The sequence below is a fragment of the Pseudoxanthomonas sp. 22568 genome (assembly GCF_052044485.1).
GTDB lineage: Bacteria > Pseudomonadota > Gammaproteobacteria > Xanthomonadales > Xanthomonadaceae > Pseudoxanthomonas_A > Pseudoxanthomonas_A beigongshangi.
In genome coordinates, this window is the sequence record NZ_JBQENC010000001.1 from 195,098 (window position 1) to 215,206 (window position 20,109).

At 61.0% G+C, this 20,109-nt stretch carries 20 protein-coding genes; 15 read left to right on the top strand and 5 right to left on the bottom strand.

What is annotated here, in order from left to right; genetic code table 11:
* Window positions 1–221: 221 nt before the first annotated feature.
* The 4 genes from ACTJI2_RS01035 (at window position 222) to ACTJI2_RS01050 (ending at window position 3,294) form a co-directional block, all read left to right on the top strand.
* On the top strand, window positions 222–482 hold the full coding sequence (locus ACTJI2_RS01035) for an XAC0095 family protein (protein WP_141456316.1): 261 nt from the start codon (window positions 222–224) through the stop codon (window positions 480–482).
* A gap of 110 nt (window positions 483–592) precedes the next feature.
* Complete coding sequence (locus tag ACTJI2_RS01040) at window positions 593–1,249, top strand: hypothetical protein (protein WP_440840781.1); 657 nt, start codon at window positions 593–595, stop codon at window positions 1,247–1,249.
* A gap of 350 nt (window positions 1,250–1,599) precedes the next feature.
* Entirely contained in the window at window positions 1,600–2,280 is a 681-nt protein-coding gene (locus tag ACTJI2_RS01045) for an RHS repeat-associated core domain-containing protein (RefSeq protein ID WP_440840782.1), read from the top strand.
* 579 nt (window positions 2,281–2,859) lie between these two features.
* The gene (locus tag ACTJI2_RS01050) at window positions 2,860–3,294 is read left to right on the top strand and encodes a hypothetical protein (RefSeq protein WP_440840783.1); all 435 of its coding nucleotides are present in this window, start codon (window positions 2,860–2,862) and stop codon (window positions 3,292–3,294) included.
* A gap of 135 nt (window positions 3,295–3,429) precedes the next feature.
* On the opposite strand, the gene ACTJI2_RS01055 is transcribed toward ACTJI2_RS01050, so the two are convergent.
* The 3 genes from ACTJI2_RS01055 to ACTJI2_RS01065 form a co-directional block, all read right to left on the bottom strand.
* The gene (locus tag ACTJI2_RS01055) at window positions 3,430–3,699 is read right to left on the bottom strand and encodes a hypothetical protein (protein ID WP_440840784.1); all 270 of its coding nucleotides are present in this window, start codon (window positions 3,697–3,699) and stop codon (window positions 3,430–3,432) included.
* A gap of 95 nt (window positions 3,700–3,794) precedes the next feature.
* Window positions 3,795–4,523, bottom strand: coding sequence for a hypothetical protein (locus tag ACTJI2_RS01060; protein ID WP_318287379.1), 729 nt, complete (start codon window positions 4,521–4,523; stop codon window positions 3,795–3,797).
* 29 nt (window positions 4,524–4,552) lie between these two features.
* The gene (locus ACTJI2_RS01065; RefSeq protein ID WP_440840785.1) at window positions 4,553–6,286 is read right to left on the bottom strand and encodes a hypothetical protein; all 1,734 of its coding nucleotides are present in this window, start codon (window positions 6,284–6,286) and stop codon (window positions 4,553–4,555) included.
* A gap of 423 nt (window positions 6,287–6,709) precedes the next feature.
* Here ACTJI2_RS01065 and ACTJI2_RS01070 point away from each other — a divergent pair, with 423 nt between their 5' ends.
* From ACTJI2_RS01070 to ACTJI2_RS01090, 5 genes are all read left to right on the top strand, one after another.
* The gene (locus tag ACTJI2_RS01070; RefSeq protein WP_318287377.1) at window positions 6,710–6,889 is read left to right on the top strand and encodes a hypothetical protein; all 180 of its coding nucleotides are present in this window, start codon (window positions 6,710–6,712) and stop codon (window positions 6,887–6,889) included.
* A gap of 569 nt (window positions 6,890–7,458) precedes the next feature.
* Window positions 7,459–8,376 (top strand): hypothetical protein, encoded by a 918-nt coding sequence (locus ACTJI2_RS01075; RefSeq protein ID WP_440840786.1) that lies wholly within the window; start codon window positions 7,459–7,461, stop codon window positions 8,374–8,376.
* Window positions 8,377–8,522: 146 nt separating this feature from the next.
* Window positions 8,523–9,239 carry a hypothetical protein gene (locus ACTJI2_RS01080; RefSeq protein WP_440840788.1) on the top strand — a complete coding sequence of 239 codons (717 nt, stop codon included), beginning with the start codon at window positions 8,523–8,525 and terminating at the stop codon, window positions 9,237–9,239.
* A gap of 260 nt (window positions 9,240–9,499) precedes the next feature.
* Window positions 9,500–10,141: a hypothetical protein gene (locus ACTJI2_RS01085; protein ID WP_440840789.1), complete on the top strand. Its 642-nt coding sequence runs from the start codon at window positions 9,500–9,502 to the stop codon at window positions 10,139–10,141.
* 50 nt (window positions 10,142–10,191) lie between these two features.
* Window positions 10,192–10,365, top strand: coding sequence for a hypothetical protein (locus tag ACTJI2_RS01090; RefSeq protein WP_440840791.1), 174 nt, complete (start codon window positions 10,192–10,194; stop codon window positions 10,363–10,365).
* 78 nt (window positions 10,366–10,443) lie between these two features.
* On the opposite strand, the gene ACTJI2_RS01095 is transcribed toward ACTJI2_RS01090, so the two are convergent.
* Entirely contained in the window at window positions 10,444–11,562 is a 1,119-nt protein-coding gene (locus tag ACTJI2_RS01095; protein WP_440840792.1) for a serine hydrolase domain-containing protein, read from the bottom strand.
* 349 nt (window positions 11,563–11,911) lie between these two features.
* Here ACTJI2_RS01095 and ACTJI2_RS01100 point away from each other — a divergent pair, with 349 nt between their 5' ends.
* The 6 genes from ACTJI2_RS01100 to ACTJI2_RS01125 all read left to right on the top strand — a co-directional run bounded on the left by ACTJI2_RS01100 (window position 11,912) and on the right by ACTJI2_RS01125 (window position 19,392).
* A complete protein-coding gene (locus ACTJI2_RS01100) occupies window positions 11,912–12,529 on the top strand; it encodes a TetR/AcrR family transcriptional regulator (RefSeq protein ID WP_183637589.1) in 618 nt (205 codons plus the stop codon).
* A 76-nt stretch (window positions 12,530–12,605) separates the two neighbouring features.
* Window positions 12,606–13,709 carry an efflux RND transporter periplasmic adaptor subunit gene (locus tag ACTJI2_RS01105; protein ID WP_440840793.1) on the top strand — a complete coding sequence of 368 codons (1,104 nt, stop codon included), beginning with the start codon at window positions 12,606–12,608 and terminating at the stop codon, window positions 13,707–13,709.
* A complete protein-coding gene (locus ACTJI2_RS01110; RefSeq protein ID WP_440840794.1) occupies window positions 13,706–16,804 on the top strand; it encodes an efflux RND transporter permease subunit in 3,099 nt (1,032 codons plus the stop codon). Before ACTJI2_RS01105 ends, ACTJI2_RS01110 begins: the two co-directional genes overlap by 4 nt.
* A 229-nt stretch (window positions 16,805–17,033) precedes the next feature.
* Entirely contained in the window at window positions 17,034–17,927 is an 894-nt protein-coding gene (locus tag ACTJI2_RS01115) for an NAD(P)/FAD-dependent oxidoreductase (protein ID WP_440840795.1), read from the top strand.
* 361 nt (window positions 17,928–18,288) lie between these two features.
* Entirely contained in the window at window positions 18,289–18,555 is a 267-nt protein-coding gene (locus ACTJI2_RS01120) for a hypothetical protein (RefSeq protein ID WP_183637577.1), read from the top strand.
* Between the two features lie 156 nt (window positions 18,556–18,711).
* Window positions 18,712–19,392, top strand: a complete 681-nt coding sequence (locus tag ACTJI2_RS01125; protein ID WP_440840956.1) for a hypothetical protein — start codon at window positions 18,712–18,714, stop codon at window positions 19,390–19,392.
* A 156-nt stretch (window positions 19,393–19,548) separates the two neighbouring features.
* Here the strand turns inward: ACTJI2_RS01125 and ACTJI2_RS01130 are convergent, their stop codons facing one another.
* Window positions 19,549–19,740, bottom strand: coding sequence for a zinc-binding dehydrogenase (locus ACTJI2_RS01130; RefSeq protein WP_440840796.1), 192 nt, complete (start codon window positions 19,738–19,740; stop codon window positions 19,549–19,551).
* Window positions 19,741–20,109: the final 369 nt, after the last annotated feature.

The window sequence follows — 20,109 nt, forward strand, 5'->3', positions numbered from 1 at the left end:
TTCCTCGGAGTTTAGAAGCTCCAGTACAGCGGCAAGCCACCACCGAAACGCGGTGGCTTTTCCGTATTGCGTGTCACAATACGGACCGACGCAAAGCTCTGCGTCGGGAGGGTGGCTAATACAACACCCGCCAGGGGAATACGCCCACCGTTCTGTACGCGGCTTCTAACCTCCCGACAACCACGCACATCCCGTGCGTGGAGAGCAGAAGGAGTGTTTGCATGAACGGAAAGAAGCCCGCCACCCCCAGGCCCGATCGCGGCTACCTGATCACCGAGGACAGCCAACGCCAGCTCCGGCGCATGGCCGAACAGTTCCAACTGGCCGCCGTCCTCATCGCCCCCCGCAGCGCCCAGGACGACACCATCCGCATCCCCGTCCACGTCCTCCCGGTCACCGAACTCCTCTACGACCACGCCCGCCACCTGCGCCGCATCCTCAACACCGCCCACCACATCTTCCTGGACGGCAAACAGCGCTAAAGCACCCCCGGACTGGCCGCGCCAACGCGTGGGCCGGTCAGTCCGCTCCGACGATTGCTCCATGAGCAGGGCTTGGCTAGAGTCTCGCCAATCCCCAGTGCCGGCATCCCATGGACACGGAACGTCGCGGAACACTTCGCTGGAAACACATCCTGACCCTGGCTGGCATCGGCGCATTGGTGTTGGCGCTTTTCCTGGTCTACAACGCCGGACGTGCCACGTACGAGAAACATCGGCAAGCCAAGTGGGAGGCCAAGTATGCGAATAGCCTTTGGCCATGCAGGGGCATGGGCAATGCGCTTGATGATTTTCGGCACAGGGTGGGAGCACCGGTTGATTTCATCGTTGCCATCTATCCGTCGTTCGACCCGCCGGATCTGATCGCGATCTCTGGAAATGAGGTTCGGTTCATGGCCTTGCCAAGGTTTCCCCGGGAGCGTGGCACCGGCTGGCCAGCACCGTCGAAGCAACCGCCGCGCAAGGTCGCACTGCCTCCTGACCTGATGTCCGAAGTGGTCATGACCCTGTCAGAGGATGTGGAGAATGCCCGCGCGACGCCTGCCTATGGGCTGGACGGCGTGAACTACGTGTTTTTCACCGCATCGGGCCGCTGTGGAGAAACCTGGTCGCCAGAAGAAAACAGTCGCAGCGGCAAGCTGGTTGACCTGGTGGACGCACTGCGCCAGGCGACCCGCAGCCCGGAAGGGCAGAAGCGGGACCGCGCGACGGAGCGGGTACGCAACGCGCTGAAAGCGTTGCAGGAATGATCGCTTGATCCGATAGACGTTGCTGGCAGCCTCGGACTGGCCGTCAAGACGACGGTGCAAGCGGTTCTTTCGGAGTTCGATTGGCCCCGTGTAGGAATCGGAATCTTCCGATGGACAGCGACACGGCTCTCGACGATTTTCGTTGGCGTCAGAGTGTTGAATGTCTGGCGATTACGAGATTTTTCAGCCATCCAGCGCTTGGTCGAGCGCCCGCGGATGCTTCGACGGAACCCGATGATTAAACGAGTGACGCGCCCAGGATGAGCCATGGGAAATTTACCGAATCAACAGACATGTGTTTAGGTCCTAAGGGGAAAGCTCATCGAGCAAGCGGGAAAAAGGGAGTATTGATGAGGACGGTGTTGGTGGGGCTGTTGGCAGCCGTACTGGGTGGGGTCGCGCCGGATGCGTCCGCACGATTTCTCTCGGTTGACCCTGTTCAGGCAAATCAGCGTCCGGGACAAAATTTCAATCGCTACTGGTATGCGAACAATAATCCGTACAAATTCACGGATCCCGACGGCAGGGATGCAACGTGGATAACGCATAAGGATGGAACCAGTACACTTGTCATCAAGGTTCTAATGACGGGGGAAGGGGCGACCGCTCCATTGGCCTCGGAGATCGAGAGTTCAGTCGAGAGCCTCTCCTTCCCTCGTTCAGACGTAAAGATCGACGTGCAGATGGTGGGCTCTCGCGGACGAGGCGTAAATCAGTTGAACCTGAGCCCGGGGAATGGTGGCTGTCCTGACGCTGGGTGCGTCAACAGGCTGGGTGGGAACCGGGGGCATGTAAACTCGGAAATTCAGGACCTTGTTAAAGTTGCTACCCATGAGGTGCTTCATTTTGCTGGTATCGATGACGCCTACATCGAAGGGCCAAGGGATGCGAATGGGAACAGAACAACTGCACCAAAGCCTGGGTTTTACCGGACCAACGTAATGGCCGGGAGGAGCGGGAGAACACTCAAGGATTCCCAGTTGGACGAAGCCAAGGCGAATAGGACTACCAAGAAGGTAACGGAAAAATGAGGACAATTCTGCTGTCCATCGTGATCGGTGTGGGTTTGCTTCCTGTGGGCGGAAGAGCAACGACGCCAGCCCATTCGCCGAATTACTGCGGTCCCGCGATATGTCTTGAGCTGGACCCGGCATCCAGACATGTAGTCAGAACGAATTCCGTAATCGATACGCAAAAAGAGATGGCCGACATGGTGGTAAGTGGTCCCGAAGGGACCATGACCATTCATGTCAAAAAGTCCAGTCTTCCTTGCCGCGGCGGGGAAAGGCTGGTTTTGAGAGCGGCGAAATCTGCTTATTCCGGAAGTTTGCTGACGAACGGCCCGAACGAAGAGGTTTGCTGGGAATTGCATGCCGAGTACCTACCAAGTACGACGGCGGAGGCCATGCGATTGGCATTGCCCGTGACCAACATATGGTTGGTGGACGACGTTCCATCGACTTTCTGGAGTGGTGGGTACGCGCTTCGCATCGGGGCAGGGATAGAGGTTTTCATTGAACCTGGCTCGTAGATGAGGGATGGCTTAGCGCTATGACGTTGCCTGGTCTGCAGCGCCTGATCACCCCGGCTCATTTGAAGGATCATGCACAGTGAACCGGTATCTTGCCATGCTGGCGTTGGCGGCCATTACGGCTTGCGCGACTTCGGTTCCCATCCGTTGGGCTTCACCGTCCGACTATGACCTGACCATTGTCGATAACACGGCGCAAGGTCGGTTCGACATTACCTGGACGTCCCGGGCGGTGGCGGCACTTTGCTTATCGAAGGAAGCCTGGCCGGACAAGGATGGCCTGCCGTCTGGATTTGACGGTGCCGTGCTGACTACGTCCAGCGGAGAGAAAGCCTTGCTGCCCACCGGTAGCGCGTACTGCCCCGGCGGATGCAGTGAAGTACGTCTGGAACCCGGTCAGGAAGTACACGGCACCTTGCCTTATGCAGCGTTCGGCGATCCCGCGGCTATCGCCTCTGATGCCGGGCACTCGCTCGCCTTCTCGGTTCATCCGTACTACTGCACGAAATCCTAAGCACCGCCCGCCGCATCTCCCTCGACGGCAAATCGCTGAAGCAGCCGTGGACTGGCTGCGCCAACGCGGCGGCGGTGGCGGTCCGCCCAATCATTGGAAAGGCTGCGTATCCTGGTTGGAGAGATGCGAGACCGCTCAGGACCGAGCCAAACGCCTCGCCCTGATATCGAGTTCCGTGGCTGCAAGCAGGAGTGCTACCGCCCCACATATCCAGACAAGGAAGGCGCCATCGACCGGGACGTACTGGCTGCTTCGCAGGATGGGCGGGAACAGGAAAAGTGAAGTACCTGTCGCTGCCACGAACAGGCGCGAGGGATACGCTGCCCAGCTGACAATGATCAGCCCAATGCCGACAAGAAATCCGACGCGAAGAAATCGGAAGTTCTCGACGTCAACGAACCACATGTATCTGACTTCGAAAACAAACCAACTGGCGACTAGTGCCACGATCGCCAGGATGGCGAATGCTATCCATAAGGTAGTGGATCGGCCCGATGCGGTCATTTTCCTTTCACCGCCTCATTGACCTCTTTATGGTTTTGTTCCCAGGTTTGACGTAATGTTGGACCCCACAGTGCCTTATTCCAGTTGCCCTGTATGAAAGCGTTGCCCTCTCCGTAGGTGATGTTGCTAATCTGCCCGGATGGGAGGATTTGACCGAACTGCATCACGAATCCCTCTTCCAGGACGTGGGCTCCTTTGACGGTGTAGTTGACGGTGATATCCGTGAACCTGCTCGGGTCTGGAGAGGCGACGGTAAACGATCTCACCATATTCACGCCAAAATCCAATTGCATAGGTATGTGGCCAACATTGTTCAATGTCCCTTGTGGGGATGCGCTATCGCCAACGCCTGGCGTTGGGTTATTCGCAAAAGCCTGACCAACGGCAGTTGGGTTGTTTGAGCTGGATGGTGTCGAAACCAGGTAGTCGTGGAAGAATATCTTGTCTGGCCCAACACCAGATGCTCCGACGTTGTTTGGTATGGGAATCGCAGGTACGTTTGCATTCTCTGGCTGGATGAGTATCTGGCCGTCCCTCACCGTTGCCCGCCGCCCATCTGGATCGGTGAATCTGTAGGGGTTGTTGTTGCCATAGTGATAGCGGTTGAAGTTCTGGCCGTTTTGTGGATTGGCCTGAACCGGATCCACGGACAAGAAGCGGGCGTTGGCATGTCCTGCTGCGAACAGGAGTGGAAGCAGTCCCGCGAGGGGCGCAAGTCGTCTCATGACAGGCTTCTCCTTCGTTGCTTTCGTGACTATGGCGCCGGTGCACTGACCTTTAGTACTTTTGTTGGCCGAGCATACGTATCAAAGCAAAACGGAATTCCGGTGCAATCATTCGCCACTTGCCAGGTAAACACGCGCTGCTGCTGTGTGATGGCGGTTGCTCTTAAAGGCGTATGGCGAGTGCTCATGGAGCCGTCGCCTCGTGGTTGCACGCTGTAACCAATATAATCTGGATATGGTCCGGCATCGGGCATTGCATAAGTGTTCACGACAGTACGCAGAGCACCGCTTCCATTCCAGCCCTCATCGGTCCGCAATAGTTTGCCTTCGTTCTCTTCGAATCGATTGCCAAAGGTGTATCGCGTAACAGCACCGTCAGGTGCCGTGACATCGACAGTCTTTGTCGATGGAGAGTTAGAGTTGCAAACTCGAGTTCCCCATGGTTCGGCCCAGGACCAGCAGTGATTTGTCGGGCCATATGCGTATGTCCAAACCTGCCCCTGTGTGGGCAATCCAGGTCCAGTCAGCTTCCTCTTTGTGATGGACCAATTGCCGAATATTCTCGGTTGATATGCGTAACCACCGAGCGGATGGGATGGTCCTGGATACGTGTCCCTGCAATTCATCGGGACCCAGGATCTTCCGTGAGCGGTGGCGGCAATAGTAAATTCACCTGCGAGGCCACTCGGATGAACAATCGTCCCGACACTCGCGCCACTCAAGCCAAGTCCTGGCCCGTCCTCGTCGCAATTAATTCCTGTATAGACAGGCGGGTTTGCAAAATAGAAGCTGCCAAGGGAAAACTTCCAGGCAGAAGCATCCGGCAAAATAACCCTATTCAAAATCGTACGGCCACCATGAGAACTGTCATTGGCATACTCATACGTCCACGTTCTCATGCCATCCGTGGCACTGGTGATAGGGTGGCCGATGGTGTCAATCCGCCTCCCATCACTGGCGACTATGCTCACCAAGCGCGGGCCTGACCAGGTATAGGTGACGGTATTTCCGAAGCGATCACTGACTATCGTCGGTAGCATTCGGTATTCCTTTAGCGACAGGACGCCTCCATTGGAGTTCTCTTGAGCGAGGGCATATCTCGATACCATATGGTCAAACCGGATCGTGGTTCCATCCGGCCTGGCCATCACAAAACCTTCTCCGCTGCCTTCAGAGCCGTTGGCCAGGGAGCTCGTGCATCGAAAGACGGATCCATCTGCCGTTGTGAGCGGATAATTACCCTCGCCAGATGGATAGGGGGTCGAAAGCCCCCTCCTGAGTATCTCCTGATCGCCGGACCCTGGCAGATACACATGTGTTCCATTCCAAAAGGTTTCGCTTTTGGATAAGGATCCGTCCGATACATCTCCATCCATTGGAGTGAAGTACTTGCTGCAGCGTTCCGTGGATGGTCCACCGTAAGAAACTGTCCATCCGTACTTCGTGGAAAATATTCCATGGATATGAGGAATATCGAGCGCCCAATCCCGGAAGGAATCATCGCTTCCGTATCCGGTATATGGAACAAATCTTCTCCCGAGCGAAACAGATAAAGAGTTGTTTCCAGGGAGATCTATGTCCGTTTGGACGAATTCGATATTTCCCACATATAGGCCTATCTTCTCTCCAAAGGGATTCGTTCCCAGCGCTTCGATGATGCTGCGCTGGCGAATGAATCGTTCGGTGAAGTCCGTGGTAATGCTTTGAGCGTTGGCCGCGGGGGGTGTAAGTATTGCTGCAAGCAGAACTATCCAATTCTTCATTCGCTACTCCTGTAGTGTGTTATGCGCCCGACGTGTTCTTGTTTCTTTAATGAGCCGAGTATTGAAACGAGAGAAAGGTTGAGCGGCATGCTCTATTGCCACGGGCTGTTGTCGGGGCTCGGAAGTCTCGTTCGAGTCCTGCGTCACCTCTTTGCTCCCGATGGTCACTCCCAGCCCATGGTCTTTGCAGGGTTTGTCCCCAACCAAAAATCACATGAACAGGTCCGCTCGCGGCAGTATGGAAACTATCATCCTTGACGCTTGATTTTTGCGATCTGGGTCTCCTGCCGGAATCAATCCTATGGACAGAGCGTACACCCGTCACAAGGACACTTGCATATCACCGCGTTGAGGCACGACGGTGCTAAGTAGGTCGGGCGCGGCTACCTGACCGCCAAGAACAGCCAACGCCAGCTCCGGCGCATGGCCGAACAGTTCCAACTGGCCGCCGTCCTCATCGCCCCCCGCAGCGCCCAGGACGACACCATCCGCATCCCCGTCCACGTCCTCCCGGTCACCGAACTCCTCTACGACCACGCCCGCCATCTGCGCCGCATCCTCAACACCGCCCACCACATCTTCCTGGACGGCAAACAGCGCTAACGCACCCCCGGACTGGCCGCGCCAACGCGTGGGCCGGTCAGTCCGCTCCATAACGGGCTTGAGGGACGCATCGGGTCGGTTGGCCACGTTCCTCTGAGCCAAAGTACACGCATGTCGCCAGAATCTCGGACTCTTCCTATGGGCGGGATGCTCTACGCATGCTCATCTGTCCGCGGTCGAGCCGTCGTCCCGACGACAAGATGGCGACGGTAACCGGCCTTCCTTCGCGAAAGTAGCTGAGATGGCCCTCGATCCAGGGCCTACATGAAATCCATGAAAGGAGAGCTGTCATGCGGGAATTGATGATTGACGAAGTGTCTCTTGTTGCCGGAGGGACGGATAGCGTGTCCGCGGCCCGGAACATATGCAGAAGCAACAATCTGCCGGCAAGTACCGCGGTCACCATCACGATGGGAACGTCGGCGAATCTCGGGGCGGGTGGTAGTGGAACCGGTGTTTCCCAGTCCGTCACGATAGCAACCACTTGTGGCGCCCTTACCGGGGCGGCGGACTTCAGTGGCGTATCAGTCAGGGTGGATTCCACCGAAGAACTTGCCTGATGTTTGACCGTGTTTCATTTCCTGCCCGGAAGTGAAACCCGCCCGCAGCGCGCCTTGCGCGCTGCGGTACTTCTGATGTTGCTCGTACTGCTGGGCAATAACTGCAATGGGGGTAAGCCTGTCGTGCATGGGAACAGGGTTGAGGTTGACCTGGATCGCCACGCATGGTTGGGGAATGGGGGAAGCAAGGCGATCGTGTGGTTTCTGGATGGTGACGCGCAGATCACCTGTGAGGACGGAAGCGTCTACTCCGTGAGCAACAGGGATCGCATCTACATGTTTGAAGGCTGCGGATCCGTCCATGTCGTAATGCCTGACGGGTATGTATCAGACAGCGAGCAGATGACCGCAATTACCGTCCATGAAGCCTTTCATGCGTTGGTCCAGCTTTCCACCCAATCGAACATGCGTCTGGATGCAGTGGAAAGCATCTCCTTGGACATGGAGGGGCTTTCAACGGAAAACACCACACGCTTCTTCAGGCTCATCGCAAATGCGTTGTCGGGTCATGAGGGGAGGCTTCCGTGCAATGAGTTGAAGGGGCTGTTTCTATCGCTTTCTTCAGGAGAAAGACGGTATGTCGTCTGGGGGAGCTACATCGAGTGGCCGGCGGAGTTCTACATGTCCACAACCCTTGGGTTCGACGATGCCAAATACCTCCAGTTCCGGAAAGGCTACCCGCGCTGGACAGAGGTCGACTGGAAGTACGTGGCGGGCTACTTCGCGATGAAGCGAATTGAATCCCGGTTCGGGCGACGGTCTTGGCAGACGGCGTACACCGGCGGCCAGCATCCGCTGGATGCGCTCTGGAGTTCGCTTGGCTGCGAGGATCGACTGTTACCACCCAGCCCTCTGGTGAAGTACTCCCCTGGCGCCTTCCATCCTCTGAATACGTTGGGGAAATCAAGCCAGGCGCCGCGTCGCTAGTTCAATCGCGTCGTGCGGTGGCGGTTGGAACGGGCCCACAGGGCTCTTGGAGGATGGAGGCGGAGGGCTGCGATCGTGGTTCTGGATGCTGGCGGCGGAGCTTCAAAAGCCCGATGTGCGGAAATCCTTTGGGAAGAGGTGACGAAATGGCGAGCAACAAGGCGGTCATGGCGCTGGTCGTAGTGGCATTGATTCTCGGTGCCGGCTACTGGTTTTCCGCTCGTGAGGATGGCGAACGGGCAGGCCAAGCGAACGCTTCGCTGGATCAGGGATTCGTGCAGGGAACGCCCACTCCGTCGGAAGCGGTACCGCGAATGGTGAGCGCCTCGATACCCGCGGAACCCCCTGATGTTTTCCGGCGTTACCAGTGCCCTCCTGAAACGGGGAATTGCGAGCGCAATCCCAACGTGGCCGCCACGCCGAAAGAGGCCCAATGGCTGTTGGCGCACGGCTACCCCACGGTCAAACAGATTCAGGATCTTCGCATGCGGTCCACGGCGGACTATCGGGAAGAGTACCAGCGGACCGGCAGCAAGGTAGTCCAGTCGCTGTATGCGATGAGCCTGGCGCTGGACGGTGAGGCGAGGACGGCGATTGGCCTGCTTTGGCAGGGAGCAGCCCAGGGGAATGTCTACGCATTTCACTTGTTGTCTGATCTGTATCGTCGTACGGAGGAATTGGCAAACCTGATCACTAGCGCTGCATATCTGCGCGCGGCCTATCTGGCCGGTGACTCCCGCGCGGCGGACCGATACGCCTACCAATTCGGCATGCTTTCGCCGCCTGAAAACCTGCTCGCCGACAAGGAGGCGTTCCGGCTCTTCACGACCTACGGGCGGGGACGCAACTACCCGCGCCCATGAGGGGAGGGAGCCGATCGAGATGACCATGCATCCATCACCGCGACGCCGGTTCCTCGTAACTGGCGTCCAGAAGCACTATGGAAAATGATCGCAAGATCGTGGCGGCTGGCATCTTGCTCTCCGTTGGGCTCGCAGCCTGCACATCGAAAGAGCCCCCGGCGTCCCAGTCCCATGAGATTCCGCAGTCCCCGACGGCCGGGTTACCCGTTGCGGCGGCCGGCACAGCCGGCCAAAGCTTGTGGATAGACGTTCCCACCACGATGCGATATCCAGGCCAGACAAGCCTGGAAGCCGCCGCCTCTTGGGAGGCCCGACTGGCAAAGCTGCCGGAGCGGGACCGTGCCTATCTGGAGGCCGTCAACGGCAGGTATTACGGCGCACTCGCCTTCGCCAGCGAGCAGGAGCAGCGGGAACTGACCGCGCGGGGATTTCCCATGCCGGAGGAATGGCTGGCGGCCCGCGACACTCCGGATGCCGAACTGGAACGTCTGGCGACAGCGGGCAACCAGAAAGCACGGATGTTCCATATCGACCGCGTCAGCGAACGGGTGGCACCCGTCCTGACGATGCGTGGATTCGAGAACACGCCGGATGACCAGGAACTGTTCCGGCAGTTCGTGGGCGCCACGCCCATGGTTGCCAACCTGCTGCACGACACCCGCAGCCCCTTTGCCGCCTACCTCGCCGGCAGGATCGCGTCTTCCGGAACGCTGGGCGGCCAGCCGGAGGCCATCGCTGCATCCTTCCAGTTGGCAAGGGAATTGGGAGACCCACGCGCCGACAGCTTCCGCGATGCATTTCTCGACCAACACCCGGGCATGGACGTCGCGACGGTGATGACGGCTTATTCGTACTTCAAGTCGAGCGTGGATAGGACGGCGGCGGATGGGAAAGGGCGGTAGGGGATGGAAGGTGTTCGCCGACCGTGGATAGGCTACGGCGTACCACGCAATTGAAGACGATGGCGGCATTGATATTTGTCGCTTCCGGCGGCTGGAACCTCTATCAGGGAATCATGGCCACACCGGAAGGCGAAATCGATTCGCTGCGCTGCTGGGCAGGCGCTGTCTGTGCACTGGCAGCGGCCTTGATAGAGAAGTCGCGGCGTCGCCTGCAACGCCGTTGACGGAGATCCCTTCCTCGTCTGTAGCGGGCGGGGGCGTTCCGGCCGTGCCGTAGCAGCGTGGACACCGCGAACCCTTCATCACGGCGAAGCCGGTTCCCCGTAACTGGCATCCAGCAGCGCAGTCGCCAGATCGCCGATGCGCATATGGTCGAAGCTGGTGTTGTTGGCCAGGATCACGCTGTGACCGTCTTCCAGCACACGCCAGGCGAGCACGCGGAACGCGCCATTGGAGCCGTACTCCCACGCCACCGCGCGCGGCTTTCCCGCCACCGGCAACGTCTTGACCCGGCCGCCCAGTGCGTAGTTTTGCGCGGGGCGGACCACGTCCATCAACGTGGCGACGCTGGCGGGCGACAGGACGCGATGGTTGAAGACCCCGTCCATCAGCCGCTGCAGGTCGCCGACACTGGTGTAATAACCGCCGGCCAGCATCATGAAGTCGGGCACCGGGTTTTGCCGGGGTGTCACGACCGGTTGCAACGCGGCATAGCCCGCGGCCATGCCGGTGACGTGGACCGAGTCGCCGACGAAGATGCCGCTGTCGCGCAGTCCCAACGGGAAGCTCAGCACGGTGCGCACCAGCGCGGCATAGGGTTGTCCGCTGACGCGTTCGACAATCGCCTTGACGATCAGCCAGTTCGAATGCGAGTAGTCCCAGTCGGTCCCCGGCTCGAACGCCAGATCGCCGCTGGCGTAGGTGCGTACCGCCGTGGCGTTGTCCAGCGACTGCTGCTTGAGCGTCGGGTCGGCCTTGGCCGCCGCGTCCCACTGATTGGGCACGCCGCTGGAATGGCTCATCAGCCAGCGCAGCGTGAGCCTGTGGCCGGTATCGGCCCGGTAGTCCGGAAGGTAGGTGGTAATCGGCGCGTCCAGCGCCAGCCGGCCCTGTTCCACCAGCCGCATCGTCACGATGGCCGCGACCCACTTGGAAATCGAACCGGCCTCGAAGCGCGTCCGCGGCGTCATCGGCGTCCCGGCTTCCGCGTCCGCTGTGCCAAAGGCGCCGCTATAAATCTCCCGGCCATTCCGCGTGACCAGCACCGTGCCATTGAAACCTTCCTCGCGAGCGAATTTCTCCGCGATGTCCTTGCACTTTCCGCATTCCGCACGCACCTGGCCGGGCAGGAGCAGGGTGAGCAGGGCAACCGCGAGAGCTGTCAGGACGCGGGGTGGAGCTCCGATGACGGATGACGGCATGAGCGCGGGATGCTGGGAAAGACTGCCATTGGATGCCACCCCGGCCTCGAGGGTTTATCGGCCTGTGCACGGCCAGCCCGGGATTCCGGTTGGGATGGGTGTTGTCGGACGTTCCGGGCAACGAGGCATGTCCCAACCGACCTGCCTTGCAGCATCGCGTGGAAGATCCGGGAGCTCGTGATTGTTGATCTGGCGGAAAGCCGGTTTGGGGTCTCCACCGGCTTGCCGGCTGAATGGTTCTGGCAAGGCGCTCATGAACCGTGCCTGTTCAGTCCGCCAAGTCCTGTGTGACTAATAACCCCAACGGACATAAGTTGATGATTCATGGTGGCCCCGGTAAGCTGGGCGCATGAATACCCTGAGCGCTCCAACTGGCGCCAGCCGCGGGCCGGCTACTCATGACATTCGCGACCAGATTGTCGTGGCGGCGACTGAGCACTTCAGCCACTACGGCTACGAGAAGACCACCGTTTCCGATCTGGCCAAGGCAATCGGCTTCTCAAAGGCCTACGTCTACAAATTCTTCGAGTCGAAGCAGGCCATTGGCGAGATGATCTGCGCCAACTGCCTGGCGGAACTCGAACAGGAAATCCATCAGGCCATTGATGGCGTGGAGCAGCCCGCAGAGCGGCTAAGGAAGTTTTTCAAGGCTTCCACGGAGGCGCACCAGCGACTCTTCTCCCAGGACCGAAAGCTCTACGAAATAGCGCAGTCGGCCGCCGCCGAGCGGTGGCAATCCGTGTTGGGATACGAGGAGAGACTACGCGCGCTGCTTCAGGAAATCCTCCAGCAGGGCCGGGACTCGGGCGATTTCGAGCGCAAGACGCCGCTGGATGAAACCACCAATGCCGTCTATCTGGTATTGCGTCCGTATTTGAATCCACTTTTGTTGCCGCATAGCCTCGACTACAGCGGGCAAGCGCCCATGCTGCTCTGCAGCCTCGTGTTGCGGAGCCTGTCTCCTTAGGAAGTTCGTTGTGACTATTGACTATTTTAGTCACTAGGTTCAGAGTCCCGTCCAGATTGGACCGACGGGACTCCCCATGCGTCATTTTGTTAAAAATTCATTAACTATTGCTCTCCTGGCTTTTCTGGTGGGATGCGGCGCCGAAGCACCGTCTGACCCCAGAACAAAGGCGCCTTTCGTACGCACGGCGACGGTGGTGGGGGATGGCGCGCGAGCTCGCGCATTTACAGGAACGGTGGCGGCGAGAGTCCAGAGCGACCTCGGATTCCGTGTTCCAGGCAAGGTGTCGCAGCGGCTGGTGGATGCGGGGCAAAAGGTCCGGCGCGGGCAGATCCTGATGCGCATCGACCCAGCTGACCTTCAGTTGTCGGCGCAGGCGCAACAGCAGGCGGTCGTGGCCGCGCAAGCCCAAGCCAGACAGGCGATCGCCGATGAGGCCAGGTATCGCGCCCTGCTTGGCACGGGCGCCATCTCCGCCTCTTCGTACGATCAGAGCAAGGCCGCGGCCGATGCGGCGCGCGCCCAGCTCAGCGCCGCCAGAGCCCAGGCACAGGTGGCCAGCAACGCCAATCGCTACGCGGAGCTTCTCGCCGATGCTGACGGCACAGTGATGGAAACGCTGGCCGAACCCGGCCAGGTGGTGAGCGCCGGCCAGCCCGTCGTGCGACTTGCGCGAACCGGAGAGCGCGAAGCCATCGTGCAGCTTCCCGAGACCTTGCGCCCGGCACTGGGCTCGGTAGGCCAGGCCAGGCTGTACGGCGATCGCCGGAACCCGGTGCCCGCCAGGCTCAGGCAGCTCTCTGACGCGGCGGATCCGCTGACACGCACCTACGAGGCCAGGTATGTCCTGGATGGCGCGCTCGCGGAGGCCCCTCTGGGCGCCACCGTCACGCTCGAAATCGCCGATGGCCTGCCCGTCACGGCCGCACTTCAGGTCCCGATTGGCGCGCTGTTCGACGCAGGGAAGGGGACCGGTGTCTGGGCGCTGGAGGGCACGCCCGTCAAAGCCGTCTGGCGCCCCGTGCAGGTAATGGGACTTTCGGACGACATGGCGCAGGTCAAAGGCAGCCTGAAGTCGGGCGAGAGGGTTGTTTCGCTCGGTGCGCACCTGATCAAGAACGGCCAGATCGTCAAGCCGCTGGGCGAAGGCAAGGAAACACGCTCCGGAGCTCAGCGATGAGTGAGGAGCGCTTCAATCTTTCGTCGCTCGCGGTTCGCGAGCGCTCCGTAACCGTCTTCCTCCTGTTCTTGATCTCGGTGGCGGGCGTCCTTGCGTTCTTCCAACTGGGCCGTGCCGAGGACCCTCCGTTCACGATCAAACAGATGACGGTCGTCACTGCATGGCCGGGAGCGACGGCGCAAGAGATGCAGGACCTGGTGGCCGAACCATTGGAAAAGCGGCTGCAGGAACTGCGGTGGTACGACCGCTCCGAGACCTACACGCGGCCAGGCCTGGCCTTCACGATGGTGTCATTGCGCGACGCAACGCCACCCTCCCAGGTGCAGGACGAGTTCTATCAGGCCCGCAAGAAACTGGGAGACGAGGCAAAGAGGTTGCCCGCTGGCGTTATCGGGCCGATTCTCAATGACGAATACGCTGACGTGACCTTCGCGCTCTTCGCGCTCAAGGCGAAAGGGGAACCGCAACGACTGCTGGTGCGTGACGCCGAAATGCTGCGCCAACAGTTGCTGCATGTGCCCGGGGTCAAGAAGGTCAACATCATCGGCGAGCAGCCTGAGCGCATCTTTGTATCCTTTTCGCACGATCGGCTGGCGACGGTAGGCGTCAGCCCGCAGGACATTTTCACCGCACTCAACAGCCAGAACGTGCTGACGCCAGCCGGGTCCATCGAGACCCGTGGGCCGCAGGTGTTCGTGCGCGTGGAGGGCGCCTTCGATAGCCTGGAGAAGATCCGCCAGACGCCGATCGTGGCACGCGGACGCACGTTGAAGCTCTCCGACGTGGCCACCGTCGATCGTGGCTATGAGGATCCGGCCACCTTCCTCGTTCGCAACAACGGCGAGCCCGCGCTCCTGTTGGGCGTCGTCATGCGCGATGACTGGAACGGGCTGGATCTCGGCAAGGCGCTGGAATCGGAAGTCAGCAAGATCAATGCGCAACTGCCTTTGGGCATGTCGCTTGCCAAAGTCACCGACCAGGCCGTGAACATCAGTTCGGCGGTCGACGAGTTCATGGTCAAATTCTTCGTCGCGCTGCTTGTGGTGATGCTGGTGTGCTTCCTCAGCATGGGCTGGCGGGTAGGCATGGTGGTGGCCGCGGCCGTACCCCTGACCCTGGCCGCGGTGTTCGTCATCATGGCGGCCACGGGCAAGAATTTCGATCGCATCACGCTGGGCTCGCTCATCCTGGCATTGGGGCTGCTGGTGGACGACGCCATCATCGCCATCGAGATGATGGTGGTGAAGATGGAAGAAGGCTACAGCCGCGTGGCCGCCTCGGCCTATGCCTGGAGCCATACGGCCGCGCCGATGCTATCCGGAACGCTGGTCACCGCCATCGGATTCATGCCCAACGGTTTCGCGCGATCCACCGCGGGTGAATACACCGGCAACATGTTCTGGATTGTCGGCATCGCGCTCATCGTGTCCTGGGTGGTGGCCGTGGTGTTCACTCCCTACCTGGGCGTGAAGCTGCTGCCGGACATCAAGAAGGTGGAGGGCGGACATCAGGCCATCTACGACACCCGCAACTACAATCGCTTCCGGGAACTGCTGGCGCGGGTGATCGCGCGCAAATGGTGGGTCGCCGGCGCGGTGGTGGGGCTGTTCGCGCTGGCCGTCGTTGGCATGGGCGCGGTCAAGAAGCAGTTCTTTCCCACCTCCGATCGACCGGAGGTGCTGGTCGAGGTGCAGATGCCCTACGGCACGTCCATCCAGCAGACCAGCGCCGCCGCGGCCAAAGTCGAAGCCTGGCTCGCCAGGCAGGAAGAGGCGCGCATTGTGACGACCTACGTCGGGCAGGGCGCTCCTCGCTTCTTCCTGGCGATGGCTCCGGAACTGCCGGATCCGTCGTTCGCCAAGATTGTGGTGCTGGCAGGCGATGACAAGGAGCGGGAAGCATTGAAATTCCGGCTGCGCGAGGCGATCGCCGACGGACTGGCGCCCGAAGCGCAGGTGCGTGTCACCCAAATCGTGTTCGGTCCGCCATCCCCGTTCCCGGTGGCTTATCGGATCATGGGGCCGGACACGGAAAAACTGCGCGAGATCGCCGGGGAGGTCGGCAACGTCATGCGGGCGAACCCGATGATGCGAACGGTCAACTCCGACTGGGGCCCCCGCGTGCCCACGCTGCACTTTGCACTGGATCAGGACCGCCTCAACGCCGTGGGCCTGACCTCGAGCTCGGTGGCGACGCAATTGCAGTTCCTGCTCAGCGGTGCGCCGCTCACGGACGTACGCGAAGACATCCGCTCCGTGCAGGTGGTAGGTCGCGCGGCGGGCGATACGCGTCTGGATCCGCAGAAGATCGCGGACTTCACGTTGGTCGGAAGTGCTGGTCAACGTATCCCGCTCTCCCAGGTGGGGACCGTGGAGGTGCGCATGGAAGATCCCATCCTGCGCCGACGCGACCGCACGCCCACCATCACCGTCCGCGGCGATATCGCCGAAGGCCTGCAGCCGCCAGATGTCTCCACGGCGGTGCTGAAGGATCTGCAGCCGCTGATCGAGCGGCTCCCGGCGGGCTACCGCATCGAGCAGGCCGGTGCGATCGAAGAGTCCGGCAAGGCCACGGCGGCGATGCTCCCGCTGTTCCCGATCATGATCGCGCTCACGTTGCTTGTCATCATCCTGCAGGTTCGCTCCATCGCCGCGATGGTCATGGTGTTCGCCACCAGCCCACTGGGGCTCATCGGTGTGGTGCCGACCCTGCTGGTCTTCCAGCAGCCATTTGGCATCAACGCACTGGTCGGACTGATCGCGCTGTCAGGCATCCTGATGCGTAACACCCTGATATTGATCGGCCAGATCCACCATAACGCGCAGGAAGGCCTGGGTCCTTTCGATGCCGTTGTTGAAGCGACCGTGCAGCGGACGCGGCCTGTCATCCTGACCGCGCTGGCCGCGATTCTGGCCTTCATACCGCTGACGCACTCCGTGTTCTGGGGGACGCTGGCATACACGTTGATCGGGGGAACGCTGGCGGGAACCGTCCTCACACTGGTCTTCCTGCCGGCGATGTATGCCATCTGGTTCAAGATAAAACCGTCTTCACCCGATGAAACGGCCCAACCCGTGCTTGCCCCTGCACACTGAAGCGTGGTCCGACGCATGAATGCCGATCCTTTTGCACCGTTTGACGGGACGAGCGCCGACGCGACGCTGAGCCTGTTTCATCGGGCTCTTTCCGGGCCGCCTCTGCCGCACATGCATGGCGCTGCTTCTGGCCGAGGTTCCAGTTCCGGGCCCTTCGAGCGCGTATCGCTGGACAATGCGCGCCTGGCCCCAGCCCAACCCTTCCACCCACAACGCGGAGCCCATCACCATGGATGACGTCATCATCATCGGCGGCAGCTTTGCCGGTCTCGCCGCCGCCCTGCAACTCGGCCGTGCCCGCCGCAAGGTGACCGTTCTCGATACGGGTCTGCCGCGCAATCGCTTCGCGGGCCACTCGCATGGCCTGCTCGGCCACGATCACAAGCCACCGCTGGACATCCTGGCCGAAGCGCGGCGGCAGCTGGCGCGCTATCCCACCGTCAGGCTGGTCAATGCCCGGGCCGACAGCATCTCCGGCGCCATCGATGATTTCACCGTTCTCACCGGGGACGGCGAAAGCCTTGGGGCGCGCCGCCTGATCCTGAGCTATGGCGTCGTTGACCAGATGCCTGATGTTCCGGGCTTTGCGGAAGGTTGGGGGACAGCCATTGTGCCTTGCCCCTATTGCGACGGCTTTGAAGTCGCCGACCAGCATTGGGGCCTCGTCTGGTCCGGTCCGCAGTCGCACAATCATGTCAGGCTGTTCCACGATTGGACCGACAGGTTGACGCTCTTCGCCGACGGTCACGACATTGCGCCCGACGTCCGGGCCGATCTGGCGCGTCGCCGCATTCCTGTCGTCGCTGGCCGGATCACCGGGATCGCCCGTCACGGGGACCATAACGCCATCATCAAGCTCGATACCGGTCCCGATGTCGCGGTCGACATCCTGTTCGCGCACCCGCGCAACAAGCCGTCCGCAAGCCTGCATGAATCATTGGGCCTGGCCACGGTCGATACGCCCCTTGGCCTCGTTCTGAAGGTCGACGAGCGCCGCGAAACCAGCATGCCCGGCATCTACGCCGCCGGCGACCTCGCCAACCCCCTCATGCCCTCGGTCACCACGGCATCATCGCAGGGCGCGATGGCGGGTATCTTCGCCCAGCAGTCGATGCTGGTTTGAATGGCCGGCTCCAACCAGTGCGGGACATCCGGCAGACCTTGTCCGCGTCCTTGCCAGTGGCCGTCGATGTCACTTCCGGCATTGGCTGCGGAGAGCGGGCAACGTCCTTCAAAATGCCCGCTATCGATCCGAAGCCGGCATTACGCGCAGGGGTGCGGTAACGGCGCGGGGGAGACCCTGTCGACCGCGCGGACGCATGGAGGCCGCGGGTTTTGATGGAGATGAAGGGATCCAGGCTGCAACGCCCGCGGATTGCCGCATCTTCACAGCCCATCTACATACGCCAATGTCGGCTGAAGGCTGCTGATGACTCCGGCAAAAAGACCGCTATATTTCGAGCTCCCAGACGAAGGAGGTTGGAATGTTCATGACCCAGAAGCATCTGAAAATTGCACGTACGCTCGGCGTGGCGATCGTCGCCCTGAGCCTTGGCGCCTGCGCCACCTACAAGGACGAGTTCGCGACGATCAACTCGCGTCTCGATCAGCTCGACACGAAGGTGCAGGGCGCGGCTCAGAGCGCCGAATCCGCCAATCAGTCCGCGCAGCAGGCCAACCAGCGGTTGGATCAGATGGAAGGCCGCCTGCAGCGGCTCGAAAGCGCGCCGCGCCGCTCGCCGCGCGGTTGATCGTTCTGCATCATTTGTGACGAACGGTTTGAACCCGGGACCCGGCGGCCTTGCTGGCCGCCGGTCTCCTTTCTTCATCCAGTCTTCGTTTTGAGGAACCGTCCCATCCGTACTTATCTTCACCCTGCGATCCGGACCGCCACTGGCGCGCTGGCGCTGACGCTGGCGCTCGCGAGTGTCGGCGTGGCCACCGCGAAGGATGCCACCGCGCAACCGGTATCCGCCGTCGACCAACTGCCGCGAGGACAGGAAGTGTCCGATACGGTGATTGAGCTCGCGGGCTGGGTGGTCGCAAGCAAGGACAACCTGGGCTATCCGTTCGCGGTCCTGGACAAGGCCGCCGCACAGATCCTGGTGTTCGGCGGTGACGGCCGGCTTCGCGGCGCGGCGCCCGGACTCTTTGGCTCGGCCATCGGCGATCACACGGCCCCAGGCATCGCCGGCCTCGCGCTTCGCGAAATTCCGGGCCGGGATCGCACGACGCCGGCCGGGCGCTTTGTGGGCGGCTTCGGCCCCTCCATCGACGCGGGGCGCGTGCTGTGGGTGGACTACGAATCCGCGGTCTCCATCCACCCGACCGCGACCGGCGTCCCGGCCGAGAAGCGCCCCGAACGCCTGGCATCGCCATCGCCGGACGACAACCGCGTCACGCATGGCTGCATCAACGTCTCGCCCGAGTTTTACGAGCAGGTCATCCAGCCGACGTTCGAGCGGGGCGGGGTGTTCTACATCCTGCCGGACAAGGCGTCGATGGCGGAGACCTTCCCGGAGTTCGCGCAAAGTCGCCCGACGGCGCGTGGCAACGACGGAAAACGCTCGCGGCGCGCCAACAAGTGACGGACGCGTAGGCGTATTGCCTGGGGTGCGCGGAGCATGCGTCCTCGACTCCGGCATCTGTCGCCCGGCAGTCGATGCTGGTTTGAATGGCCGCTCCAATCAATGCGGCACATCCGGTGCCATGATCAAACCGCGCCGCAAGGCTCGAACGGATTGTCAGGCGGCGCCTGCGGGTGGCATCGCGATGACAACCTTGCCCTTTGCCCGGCCCCGTTCCACGTAGGCGATCGCCTCGAGTGTCTCGTCGAACCCGAACGTGCGGCCGAGGATCGGACGCAGCGCGCCAGCATCATGGAGCGCGGAGAGTGTCCGCAGTTGTTGACCATCGGCACGCCCATGCGGAGGCATTCTCCTGTCGCGCGCCTGCCCGGATGACTCACCCCTGGCGGACGAGATCCTGGAGAGGTGCCGCGGGCGGATTCTTGAGTCACTAACCACCCAAGACGACGCGAAGAGGGGAACTTCGCGCGGAAAGCGGTCCGGTGAGTCGTTCTGACCGAGCTTTGCTCCGTAGGGCGGCAATCCAGGGTTCGCATCGAACAGCCAAGGCCAGCGGCCAACCCGTGGGCTGACGAACAGCCATCTCGCCAACCATGCGTTCAGCAGGGCATCCCGGCCATAGGCTTCTCTATTGCGGCAATCCAATGCGTGCGAGCGCGATCGATTGCGCGAACGTGTCGCGGGTCAGTTCGCGTTTTTTTTAAGACGATTCCTAAA